Raw genomic sequence first — 12,693 nt, 5'->3', positions numbered from 1 at the left:
CACAATATATAGTTATTATAGTTTCTATTTTTTTCTTTGTAAAATTAGAAAAAGAGTTAAAAACAAAGAAAAAAAGGAGCTATCCACATACAGACTCCCTTTTTTGCATTGTATTAATAGTTTTTATCCTTTGACTTTTAATGCTTTTTAATATTTACTATTTAGTTGCTTCTATCCAATTTTCTTCTTTAAATCCTATTAATACTTTATCAGAATTAACTAGTATAGGTCTTTTAACTAACATTCCATCTGATGCTAATATATCTAATAACTCATCTTCTTTTAAAGTTTTAACTTTATCTTTTAGACCCATTTCTCTATATAGTTTCCCACAAGTATTGAAAAATTTATTAATAGGTAATCCACTTTTTTCAATCCATTCTTTTAATTCCTCTTTAGTTGGATTATTCTCAATAATATTTCTATCTATAAACTCTATATTATTATCAGTTAAAAATTTCTTTGCCCTTTTGCATGTTGTACATTTTGGATACTCTACAAATATCATAATAAACACCCCTTAGTTGTAGTTGTAATTGTTATTAATTAATATTTATTATAGCATTTATTTCTTTGGTATTACAATATATAATTTAAACATATCTCCTTCTACCTCAATGTTAATACTTCCTCCATGCAATTCCACAATACTTTTAGCTATAGCTAAACCTATTCCTGAACCTTCTACTAATGAAGTTCTTGATTTGTCAGCTCTTACAAACCTTTCAAAAATTTCTTCAGTACTAAAATCCATTTCGTAATTTGATACATTTTTAAATGATATTTCAACATCATCATCATTTTCTAGTATATCTATATATACTCTTGTATTTTCTAAAGAATATTTCAATGAATTTATTATTATATTCTCAAATAATCTAGACATAAGCTTACCATCTAAATTCACAAAGATTTCTTCTTTATTAGAATTAACTTTAAAATTTATATTTTTATCTTCATATAAATTTGAATATTCTCCGACTCCTTGATAAACTAATGATACTATATCTATTACATGTCTATTTATAGTCATTCTTCCACTATTAAGCTTTGAAACCTCAAATAAATCTTCTATTAAAAGTTTTAATTTCATAGATTTTTTTTCTAATATTAACAAGTAATCTCTTCTCTCATCTTCTGTTATATTAGGATCTTTTAAAATATTTACATAATTAATTATAGATGTTAGAGGAGTTTTTAAATCATGGGATACATTTGATATTAACTCTGTCTTTAACTTTTCATTTTTAACCTTTTCTACAACAGCTATTTTATATCCATCTTTAATTTGATTTATATTTTCTACAAGCTCTTTAACTTCTCTTTCTCCATAATTTTTTAAATTATATTCAAAATCCCCAGCATTTAACTTTTTTAATCCATCATTTATTATTGATATATCTAAACTCTTCTTTAGAGAATAAAGTACACATAATAAAGGAATTAATACTATTATTAATGTACCTTTAAAAGGGTATGTTGTTAAAAATGTTACTAATACATTTTGGCTTCTTATTCCTGCAACTAAATATAAATACGCCACTATAACTCCTGCTGCTCCAAATAAAGATATTAAAATCTTATTTCTTGTTGCCTTGTATTTAAACCCATATTTTAAAACATAAATTAATTTGCTAATTGCTTTTATTTCTAAATGAATATTTTGTCTATTAAATGTTAGGTTTATCAATACCTTTATAGCCAATAAAACTGTTAGAATAATTGCTAAAATCATTACTTGTGCTGTAACACTTTCTGTTTTTATTATATAACTATACGCTAAGGGTTCTTGATAATATATTTCCGTATATTTCCCCAAATCTTTTTTTAATATACTTTCTTTAGTGTTATTTACATAATAATTAAACTTATTCTTATTATCTATTGTTATTGAAGCCAATTTATTTTCATTAATAAAGTCTTTTATAGTATCTTCGGATATAAACTTACTCCCCTTATTCTTTTCTACATAAGAATTAAATTTTGAATCGTTAGTAGTAAATCTTCCTGTACTATTGTCTAAAATTATATAGTTAATCTTATCACTATATAAATAATTTTGATTTTTAAAGTTATTTTCTTCTACTATAGGCGTCATATTTTGTAAGTTATTTGTTAAATCATAAATATGTTCTGAAATATTTTGACTATCATAAAATATCCTTGCTCTTATATAGTTCTCAGGATGAAATAATGCGTCAAAAGTACCTGCTCCCATACTAGCTAGCTTTCCTGAAAATGTTTTGTTATAACTACTAACTAAAGTAATTATAAGAATAATTACTATAACTATTTCAGCTCCCCATACGCCTCTTAAATAATTTTTAATTTTCTCTTTCAATTTTGTATCCAACTCCCCAAACTACCTTTATATATTCCGGTTCTTTAGTATTAATTTCTATTTTTTCTCTTATTCTTCTTATATGAACCGTTACTGTATTTTCACTTCTATAAAATGGTTCTTCCCATACTTTTTCATATATCTCTTTAATTGAAAAAACTTTTCCTAAATTAGATGCTAATAAGTAAAGTATTTTAAATTCTGTAGCTGTAACCTTTATATCTTCCCCTCTTAAAGTTATTGTTTTTTCTTTACTATTAATTACTAAATCTTTAACTTCTATAATATCTTCACTTTGTTCATCCATATCTAAAGGTTTTTGATATCTTCTTAATTGTGATTTTACTCTTGCTACAAGTTCTAAATGATTAAATGGCTTTGCTACATAATCATCAGCTCCCACATTCAAGCCTAGAATCTTATCGCTATCTTCTCCTTTAGCTGAAAGCATTATTATTGGGAGATTTTTACTTTCTCTAATCTTTAAACACGTCTTTATTCCATCTAATCTCGGCATCATAATATCTAAAACTATTAAGTGTATTTTTTCAGTATCTAATATTTCTAAAGCTTCTATTCCATCCTTAGCTTTATATACTTTCATTCCTTCCCCTCTTAAATATATATCAATTGCATCTCTTATTTCTTTTTCATCATCTACAACTAAAACGTTAAACACATTATCACCTCGTCATTAATCTACTATAATTATCATAACTTATAACAATTTAATTTTCTAATATTAAAAATTACTTTTTTATTAAGTTCATTTATATATTAACATATTCTATATTTTAATATATAATTTGGAGTGTACTTACATAGAGTATTATTAATTATTTATTGTAAAGAACAAATTAAGGAGTTCGTTATGTTATCAAAATTAAAAGAGAATAAAACTGTTTTGTTAGACTTCTTCCTCATGGTGGTAGGCTGTCTTATAGCTTCTTTAGGCGTTAACTTATTTTTAGTAAATGCTAGATTATTAAGTGGTGGAGCTACAGGTGTTGCACTTATTTTAGAATATGCTGCTGGAGTACCTTCTGGAGTAACAGTATTTATTATAAATATACCCTTATTCTTTTTAAGCTATAAAATGCTAAGTAGAAGGTTTACTATTTATTCTGCTATAGGAATGGTTTCTTTATCCCTATCACTTATTATAACTAAACCACTTTCTCAATTAGTTAGAGTAGATGATATACTTCTATACTGTATTTATGGTGGTGTTATGTGTGGATTGGGCTATGGTCTAGTTTTTTTAAGAAATGGGTCGACTGGTGGAACTGATATACTAGCAATGGTTCTTAGAAAAAAATATTCTAACTTAGAAATAGGTAAGTTAAGTTTTTCTATAAATTTTATAATTGTTATTATTGGAGCTATTATTTTTGGACTACCTAAAGCACTCTATACTTTAATATCAATTTTTATACAAGGTATAGTTGTTGATAAAGTTATAAGCGGTTTTAACAGCAAAAAATTGCTACTTGTTTTATCTGATAAAGAGCAAGATATTGTAAATTATGTTATTAAAGATTTGCATAGAGGTGCTACATCTTTACTTGCTCAGGGTGAATACACTCATGAATTCAAAAAAATGTTATATATAGCCGTTACTTCATCTCAAATGATTAGCCTAAAAAATAAAATATTAAAAATAGATCCTAAAGCATTTATAAGTATACTTGACGTTTCTGAAGTTAATGGTAAGGGATTTCATGGAATATAATAAAAAGGTACTATCTCAAAACTATTGTTTTAATTATTTTTTAAATTATCTAAATAAAAATCAACTAATAACATTTAATATTATTAGTTGATTTTTATTTTTTCATATTTCATTTAATTTATCTATATATTACAGTTTATAAAATAATTATATTTATAGATTTTCTATTTATTATGGTTTAAATATTCATCTTGTCCATGTCTATATAAATTATTTCCTTGTGAATCTATAATCACTATTAATGGCATGTCTTTAACTTGTAATCTTCTTATTGCTTCCGCTCCTAAATCTTCATAAGCTACTACTTCAGATGAAACTATACTTTGTGAAATAAGTGCAGCTGCACCACCTATTGCTCCAAAATAAATAGATTTATTTTTCATTATGCTATCTATAACATCTTGTCCCCTTTCACCTTTACCAATCATTCCTATTAAACCTAAGTCTAAAAGTTTAGGAGTGTATGCATCCATTCTATAACTAGTAGTTGGTCCAGCTGACCCAATAACTTCTCCTGGTTTTGCGGGACTTGGTCCAACATAGTATATAATTTGATTCTTTACATCTAAAGGTAACTCCTCATTTTCTTCTAATAATTCCAAAAATCTCTTGTGAGCTGCATCCCTTGCTGAATATATTATTCCTGACAATAATACTATATCTCCACTTTTTAAACTTTTAACCTTTTCCTTAGTTAACGGTGTTTGTATCTTTTTAACCATATTTATACCCCCAATATCCTATAATATAATTTCCTTATGTCTTGTAGCATGACAATTTATATTAACAGCCACAGGCAACCCAGCTATATGAGTAGGAAAAGTTTCTATATTTAATCCTAATGCTGTAGTCTTACCTCCAAATCCTTGTGGACCTATTCCTAATTTATTTATTTTATAAACTAATTCCTCTTCTAGTTCTTTATAAAATTTATCTTTATTTCTTATACATATAGGTCTTAATAATGCTTTTTTAGCTAAATACGCCGCTTTATCAAATGTCCCTCCAATTCCAACACCTATAACCATTGGAGGACATGAATTTGCTCCTGCTTCTTTTACTACTCTCAATATAAATTCTTTTACTCCATCTAATCCATCTGATGGCTTTAACATTTTAATTTGACTCATATTCTCAGAACCAAACCCTTTTGGTGATACAGTTATCTTTATATTGTTACCTTGTACTATATTATAATAAATAACAGCTGGAGTATTATCTTTAGTATTTACTCTATTAATTGGATCTTTAACTACTGATTTTCTTAAAAAGCCCTCTTCATATCCTTTTCTTACGCCTTCATTTATTGCTTCTTCTAAACTTCCTCCAATTATATGTACGTCTTGTCCAATTTCAATGAAAACACATGCCATACCTGTATCCTGGCATATTGGTATATCGTTTTCATTTGCTATATTAGAGTTTAATATTATTTTTTCCAAAATATCTTTTGCAATTGGCCATTTTTCTTCTGATTCAGCTTTTTCTAACTCCCTCTTTATATCATTTGATAAATAATAATTAGATTCTATACACAGTTTTTTAACTGAATTAACTATTTCATTTACTGATATTTCTCTCATAATCTATCACCCCATAAAATAATATATTTTAAGTTTATTGTTTTTTATTACTTTTTACAACATTTTATTAAAAACTAATATATTTTATTATCTATTTTTTATAATAATTGAAAAAAGATTAGTTTATTTTTAATTATCAAACTAATCTTTTTAAATTATTTCCCTGGAAATTGCTTAATTTTACAAATTACTATCTCCACTTTCAAAATATTTATCTATTCCTGTTGATATTCCTTCTACAAGTGCATTTTGATGCTCTTCACTCTTAAGTTTATTTTCTTCTTCCGGGTTAGATAAAAATCCACATTCTACTAAAACAGATGCCCCTTCATATTTATCTCTTAATATTAAATAAGATTCTCCTGCTGGTTTAGCAACTCTTTTATTATTATCTTTTACTGTTTCTTTTAATGAATCTTGAATACTATTTGCTAAACTTTTACTAATATCATTTGATGAATACCATACTTGTGCACCATAACATTTTGATTGAGGAAACATATTTTGATGTATTGATACAAAAATATCGCAATTTGTTTCTTTTTTTAATTCACATCTTCTTTTTAAATCCTCTCTTTTCTTTTCCCTTATTGTAGCTCCCTTTTCATTTAATCCATTATCATCGCTTCTAGTTATTTCTACTTTATAACCCTTTTTCTCTAGGTTTTCTTTTAATTTCAAACTTATACTAAGATTAATATCCTTTTCTATAGTTCCAGATTTAGATTGAGCGCCACCATCAAATCCACCATGACCTGGATCAATTAATATAACTTTTTCTTTATTATTAGCTTCTGCATTAATATTTATTGGTATTGATATTAATAATGCTATTACCAATAATAATGATATCTTCTTTAAAACTTTCATTTACTTCCCTCCATAAAAATTTATTATTATAATCTAGAATTATTATGCCCATTTATCTATATTTTTTACCTAATAAATAAAAAAGTGGCTTTCGCCACGCTCCCTTCGGGAATTTAATTTTAAGTACCTTAAGAAGCATAGAACCGATATCTGTTCTATGCTATATTTTTCCTATTAATTAATACTTTATTCCATATACTCCAGTATACTCTTTAGGCCTCATTACTCCTCCGCACTTTTCACATGAAAAGCATGGTGGTTCATCAACATTGCTTTGATCCATTTCATCAAAATATTCAACTACTTCTTTAGGAATATTTTCTTTAGCTCCGCAAATAGTACAAATATATAATATTTCCTCTGTTTTCATCTTACTTCCTCCAACTAAGTTGTTTTCGGAATTATTTTACCACTTAATATACGTTTAGTAATAGCATAATTTTCTATAGCCTTTTCTAATTTTTCTTCATTCTCTTCTATAATCTTAATTCTCAGCCGTTCCCTCATGGACCCATATTTAGGATATACAATATCATGAAATCTCATTTTATTACCACAGTTAGGACATTTACACGGATTTACACCACTTATTGCCAGTATTCTATTCTCCCAAGTTGCTATAGATCTTCTTATACTTAATATCTTTTCATCTATCATTTTTATAAAATTAAATTTTCCTTTGCTTCTTCTAGAATAAATTCCAAAGTATCTTATCATTTTAAAATTTTTCTCTGGAATATGTCTTATTATTCTTTTTATGAACTCATATACATGTACAGTTTCAACTATGACCTTATTATCTTCATGTCTAGTATATTTATAAGTCACATTTTCACCATCATATTTAAGAATCCTTGATTCCGCTATCGCAGGACGTCCCACATATCTCCCTACATATTTTGCTGCTGTCTTCGCTGATTTTATCTCAGTTTTAGCATGAACATAAAAACCTTTATCTTTCTCTTTATATAGTTTATTTTTTAGTAATTTAATTTCTTTTGTATTTCCATTTATATAAGTTATTTCATCTAACAAAACCTTTTGCCATCTTTTTCTTAATGATTCATAAGATATGTGCCTTATATGCCTCCATTCTGTTATATTTCCTCTCCCTCCTTCTGTAACCATCATATGTACATGAGGATTCCACTTTAAATCTCTTCCAAATGTATGTATTACAGTTACTATACCTGGTGTGAATTCCTCCTTTCTATTTAAACTATGCATCCAACTCGTAACAGCTCTCGCTGCGCACTTCGGCAATATCTTAAGTCTTTGTCTATCCAGTCCAAAGAATTCTCTTAATTCTTTTGGTATAGTAAAAACTATATGTCTATGCCTAACATTTATTAAATTTCCCAACATATTATCAATCCAATTATCCGTATAAATTTTTCCACATGAAGTACAAAATCTACTTTTACATGTAAATCCGATTCTCTTTGTAGTATTACAATTATTACACTTCAATTCAATAAATCCATACTTTGTATCTTTACACTTTAAAACTTTTTCTACTTCCTTTTTAACATTAGGTCTAATCTTATTTTTATATAACTTTTCAAACTCTTTCCAATGGTCTTCTAATATTCTTTTTATTTTACCTTTTTTCATCTGTTAAACCTCTAATTTATAATTAATTAATCTAACATATTTGAAGGCTAAAAACTAGATAATATCTAACTTTCAGCCTTCAAAATTTTTATACTTTCCTGTACATTAAAAAAGGCTAGAAGAATTAAATTCCTCTAACCTTAAAATATTAATTATTTTCAATGACACTTTCTGCTATATTAGTTGAGTGATCACCGATTCTTTCAAGATTGCTTAATAAATCTAAGAATATAGTTCCTGCATAAGCATTACATGTTCCATCATAAAGTCTCTTAATATGAAGCTCTCTATATTTCTTTTGAAATTTATCTATGCTAGCTTCTACTTCTGCAATACTTCTTGCTTTGCTTATATCTCTATTAGCATAACTTTCTATTGCTATCTCTAATGCTTTTTCAGCATTATTATAAATTTCATGTAATTGTTCGCGTGCTTGATCACTATAATCTAACTTTTTAGAAATCTTTTGACCTGCTAAGTCTGCTATATTTTCAGCATGATCTCCAATTCTCTCTATATCATTAATTACATGGAAAGTTGATGCTACTATTACACTTTCTTTATCTGATAACTCACATTTAGATAGTTTAACTAAATAATTAGTAATTGCTTCATTTAGCGTATTAATTACTTTTTCATTTTCATAAACTTTTCCTACTATTTTTTCGTCATTGTTATCAAATGCGTCCATGGCTAAATTCAAACTTTTTTTAGCCTTATTCGCCATTCTAATAGTCTCTTTAATCACTTGTCCTGCTGCTATAACTGGTGTTTCTAATAATCTATCATCAATATATTTTGGACCTGGTTTATCCTCTTCGTCATCCCCAGGAATAATTGTATTAACTAACTTAATAAGTACATTAGTTAATGGGAGCATTATTGCTGTATTAACTAAATTAAATACAGTATGTGAATTTGCTATTTGTCTACTTACATCTCCAGGACTTATCATTGATACAAAATCGCCTAATAAGTTGCTAACTAAAAATGGAATAAATAATATTGTACCACCTAAGTTAAATATTAAGTGCAACATTGCAGCTTTATGAGCTGTTTTATTAGTCCCTACTGTTGCTATCATAGCTGTTATGCATGTTCCAATGTTACATCCAAAGATTATTGGTAAAGCCATATGTATATTTATTGCCCCTGCTGTAGCTAAAGCAACAAGTATTCCTGTAGTTGCTGATGAACTTTGAAGAATTGCTGTTAATAAAGCTCCTGCAATTATTCCTAAATACCATCTTTCACCTACAGTTACAAGTATTTGCTCGAACATAGGAGACGCCGTTAGAGGCTTCATAGCTGAGCTCATAGCACCCATTCCTGTAAATAGGATACCAAATCCTAAAACTATATTACCTATATCTTTTCTCTTTTTGCCCTTTGCAAACATTACCATGAATGCACCTACAAAAACAAATAAAGGTGCTATAGCATCTAATTTAAATGCTACTAATTGCGCTGTTATGGTTGTCCCTATATTAGCTCCCATAATTATTCCTGCAGCTTGTGCAAGGTTCATAAGACCGGCATTTACAAAACCTACTACCATTACAGTTGTGGCACTACTACTTTGAATTACCGCTGTTACAGCTGCTCCAACTAAAACTGATATTATAGGATTTTTTGTTACCTTTTCAAGTATAGACTTTAACCCATCTCCTGCTGCATTTTCTAGACCATCACCCATTAATTTCATACCATAGATAAATAGTCCTAATCCGCCCATTAATTTCATAATAACCATTAATGATTCCAAAGTATATTCTCCTTTGCATTCTTATTTTTACAATTTTAGTTTAAAACATTTCTTAACATTTGTTAAGTAATTTGAGTATTTTTTAACCTAAATTTAATATAACATTGTATCTTTATCCGTTATTTTAACCTTTTTTGTAAGATTTATTCCAAAAAAAATGGAAGAGAGGTAACCCTCTCTTCCATATAAATCTCGCAGACTATCTCTTTGAGAATTGTGGTGCTCTTCTTGCTTTCTTAAGACCGTATTTCTTTCTTTCCTTCATTCTTGGATCTCTAGTTACGAATCCAGCCTTCTTTAATTCTGACTTAAGAGCTTCATCTGATTTAATTAATGCTCTAGTGATTCCATGTCTTATAGCTCCTGCTTGACCTGTAAATCCACCACCGTGAACGTTAACTAAAACGTCAAACTTATCTTTAGTTCCTGTTAAAACTAATGGTTGGTTAACAATCATTCTTAAAGTTTCTAAACCAAAGTAACTTTCTATTTCTCTATTATTTACAACTACATTTCCATTTCCTGGTACTAATCTTACTCTTGCAACTGATTTCTTTCTTCTTCCAGTACCCATGTATTGAACTTTTGCCATTTTTATTCCTCCTCCCGAGTCTGTATTAGTACTTTAATTCAAGTACTTCTGGTTGTTGAGCTTCATGTCCGTGCTCAGCACCTCTGTATACTTTTAACTTCTTAAGCATTTTTCTTCCTAAAACGCCTGTTGGAAGCATTCTTCTAACAGATTCTTCGAAAGCAAATTCAGGCTTCTTAGCTAATACTTCTCTATATGGAGTTTCCTTTAATCCACCTGGATATAAGCTATGCTTTCTCATTAATTTTTGATCTAACTTCTTACCAGTTAAAACAACTTGTTCAGCATTGATTATTATTACGTAATCTCCGCAGTCAACATTTGGTGTAAATGTTGGTTTATTCTTTCCTCTTAAAATTGAAGCAACTTGGCTAGCAACTCTTCCTAGTGGCTTTCCAGCAGCATCAACAACATACCATTTTCTTTCAACTTCTTGTTCTTTTGCAATGTATGATTTCATCTTTTTCCCTCCCTGAACTTATAACATCGTGCCTTACTCTCTCAAGTACTGCTTTTATGTCAAGACCCGGGGCTAGTGGATCTTATATACATAAATATTCTAACAAACAAACATTATTATAATACACGCTTACGGGCGTGTCAACATTTTTTTATTTTATTTTTAGTTTTTATAAAAAACTTTTTCTAACACTAACCCTCTAGATGGTACACATATTCCAGCTTTATCCCTAGCCTTATTTTCTATAATTGATTTAATATCACTAGATCTTATTTTTCCTCTTCCAACAACTAATAAAGTTCCTACTATTATCCTAACCATATTATATAAAAATCCATCACCTGTAACAAATATTTTAATATAGCTATCATAATTTTCTATATGAAGATCAGTAATAGTTCTTACTGTAGTTTTAACAGAACTTCCACTACTTTTAAATGCAACAAAATCATGAGTTCCTATAAAATAACTACAAGCTTTTTTCATTTCTTCTATATCAAGTTTTCCTTTTACCTGATAAGAGTAATCTTTACCTATAGCTATAGGAACATCTCTATTTAAAATAGTATATGAATATGTTTTTCCTTTAGCATTATATCTTGAATGGAAATCATCCTCTACTTCACTTGATTCTAATATAACAATATCATTAGGTAGCTTAACATTTAATGCTTCTCTAAACCTTTCTGATGGAATTCTACTGTTTGTTTTAAAATTTGCAACGAACCCTTTTGCATGAACTCCTGAATCAGTTCTTGAACTTCCTATAAGATTTATTTTTTCTTTAGTGATATCTTTTAAAGCTTCTTCTATAGTTTCTTGAATAGTAATACCGTTATTTTGTTTTTGCCATCCTAGATAATTTGTACCATCATACTCAATTATAAGCTTTATATTTCTCATTATTTTCACCTTAGTTATTTTAATTTTTCTACATTAAAAATCTTATTGATAAACTACAAACTAAAAGTACTCCAAATACAACAAATGCAACTGTATCTTTTGATGTAAAATTTAATTGTTTCATTCTAGTTCTACCATTTCCCCCTCTATATGCCCTAGCTTCCATAGCCATTGCAAGTTCGTCAGCTCTTCTAAAAGAACTAATAAATAAAGGAACTAATAAAGGAATTAGACTTTTTGCTTTTTGTATTAATCCACCAGTTTCAAAATCTGCTCCCCTAGCCTTTTGAGCCATCATTATTTTATCCGTTTCATCCATTAATGTCGGTATAAATCTTAAGGCTATTGTCATCATCATAGCTAATTCATGAGCTAATTCTTTTCCAATTGGTTTTAATAGCTTCTCTATCCCATCAGTTAATTCTATTGGTGAAGTAGTTAGTGTTAACACTGATGTACCCATAATTAAAAATATAAGTCTCAATGCCATAAATGCAGCTGTTGTAAGACCTTCTTTATAAATTTTAAGGAAACCTAATTCAAAAATTAATGTATCATAACTTCCTTTAATCATAAATATATTTAATATAGCTGTAAATGCTATTAGGAAAAATACTGGCTTTAATCCTTTATATAAGTATCTAGGTGGAATCTGTGCAACGTAAACTGTTAATGCTAAAAATCCAATTATAAATATATATCCTATAAATTTATCTACTATAAATAATGAAACTATAAATAGTATGGATAATAGTATTTTAGTTCTTGGATCTAGCTTATGCACAAAGGTTTCACCTGGTATATATTGTCCTATAGTTATATCTTTTATCATA

14 protein-coding genes are annotated in these 12,693 nt (G+C 28.0%); 1 reads left to right on the top strand and 13 read right to left on the bottom strand.

What is annotated here, in order from left to right:
- Nucleotides 1–157 precede the first annotated feature (157 nt).
- From CP523_RS09225 to CP523_RS09215, 3 genes are read right to left on the bottom strand one after another with little or no spacing between them, the layout of a single operon-like run.
- Nucleotides 158–508, bottom strand: a complete 351-nt coding sequence (locus CP523_RS09225; RefSeq protein WP_066678335.1) for an arsenate reductase family protein — start codon at nt 506–508, stop codon at nt 158–160.
- A 57-nt stretch (nt 509–565) separates the two neighbouring features.
- The gene (locus tag CP523_RS09220; RefSeq protein WP_083089609.1) at nt 566–2,341 is read right to left on the bottom strand and encodes a sensor histidine kinase; all 1,776 of its coding nucleotides are present in this window, start codon (nt 2,339–2,341) and stop codon (nt 566–568) included.
- Nucleotides 2,325–3,020, bottom strand: coding sequence for a response regulator transcription factor (locus tag CP523_RS09215; protein WP_066678339.1), 696 nt, complete (start codon nt 3,018–3,020; stop codon nt 2,325–2,327). Before CP523_RS09215 ends, CP523_RS09220 begins: the two co-directional genes overlap by 17 nt.
- A gap of 192 nt (nt 3,021–3,212) precedes the next feature.
- Between CP523_RS09215 and CP523_RS09210 the strand changes: the two genes are divergently transcribed.
- Nucleotides 3,213–4,073: a YitT family protein gene (locus CP523_RS09210; RefSeq protein WP_066678341.1), complete on the top strand. Its 861-nt coding sequence runs from the start codon at nt 3,213–3,215 to the stop codon at nt 4,071–4,073.
- A 164-nt stretch (nt 4,074–4,237) separates the two neighbouring features.
- On the opposite strand, the gene CP523_RS09205 is transcribed toward CP523_RS09210, so the two are convergent.
- The 10 genes from CP523_RS09205 to CP523_RS09160 form a co-directional block, all read right to left on the bottom strand.
- Entirely contained in the window at nt 4,238–4,795 is a 558-nt protein-coding gene (locus tag CP523_RS09205; protein WP_066678343.1) for a Fe-S-containing hydro-lyase, read from the bottom strand.
- 18 nt (nt 4,796–4,813) lie between these two features.
- The gene (locus CP523_RS09200) at nt 4,814–5,656 is read right to left on the bottom strand and encodes a fumarate hydratase (RefSeq protein ID WP_066678345.1); all 843 of its coding nucleotides are present in this window, start codon (nt 5,654–5,656) and stop codon (nt 4,814–4,816) included.
- Nucleotides 5,657–5,836: 180 nt separating this feature from the next.
- Nucleotides 5,837–6,526, bottom strand: a complete 690-nt coding sequence (cwlD, locus tag CP523_RS09195) for an N-acetylmuramoyl-L-alanine amidase CwlD (RefSeq protein ID WP_066678349.1) — start codon at nt 6,524–6,526, stop codon at nt 5,837–5,839.
- 178 nt (nt 6,527–6,704) lie between these two features.
- Complete coding sequence (locus tag CP523_RS09190) at nt 6,705–6,896, bottom strand: hypothetical protein (RefSeq protein WP_066677279.1); 192 nt, start codon at nt 6,894–6,896, stop codon at nt 6,705–6,707.
- A 14-nt stretch (nt 6,897–6,910) separates the two neighbouring features.
- The gene (locus CP523_RS09185; protein WP_120140379.1) at nt 6,911–8,140 is read right to left on the bottom strand and encodes an IS91 family transposase; all 1,230 of its coding nucleotides are present in this window, start codon (nt 8,138–8,140) and stop codon (nt 6,911–6,913) included.
- A gap of 148 nt (nt 8,141–8,288) precedes the next feature.
- The gene (locus CP523_RS09180; protein WP_066678406.1) at nt 8,289–9,905 is read right to left on the bottom strand and encodes a Na/Pi cotransporter family protein; all 1,617 of its coding nucleotides are present in this window, start codon (nt 9,903–9,905) and stop codon (nt 8,289–8,291) included.
- A 199-nt stretch (nt 9,906–10,104) separates the two neighbouring features.
- Nucleotides 10,105–10,497 carry a 30S ribosomal protein S9 gene (gene rpsI / locus CP523_RS09175; RefSeq protein ID WP_066678404.1) on the bottom strand — a complete coding sequence of 131 codons (393 nt, stop codon included), beginning with the start codon at nt 10,495–10,497 and terminating at the stop codon, nt 10,105–10,107.
- Nucleotides 10,498–10,522: 25 nt separating this feature from the next.
- Nucleotides 10,523–10,957 carry a 50S ribosomal protein L13 gene (rplM, locus tag CP523_RS09170; protein WP_066678402.1) on the bottom strand — a complete coding sequence of 145 codons (435 nt, stop codon included), beginning with the start codon at nt 10,955–10,957 and terminating at the stop codon, nt 10,523–10,525.
- 162 nt (nt 10,958–11,119) lie between these two features.
- Nucleotides 11,120–11,860 (bottom strand): tRNA pseudouridine(38-40) synthase TruA, encoded by a 741-nt coding sequence (gene truA / locus CP523_RS09165; RefSeq protein WP_120140794.1) that lies wholly within the window; start codon nt 11,858–11,860, stop codon nt 11,120–11,122.
- A gap of 28 nt (nt 11,861–11,888) precedes the next feature.
- Entirely contained in the window at nt 11,889–12,692 is an 804-nt protein-coding gene (locus CP523_RS09160; RefSeq protein WP_066678398.1) for an energy-coupling factor transporter transmembrane component T family protein, read from the bottom strand.
- Nucleotide 12,693: the final 1 nt, after the last annotated feature.

The organism is Clostridium septicum (assembly GCF_003606265.1).
GTDB classification, from domain to species: Bacteria; Bacillota; Clostridia; order Clostridiales; family Clostridiaceae; genus Clostridium; species Clostridium septicum.
This window is presented reverse-complemented; position numbering and strand designations above follow the sequence as displayed.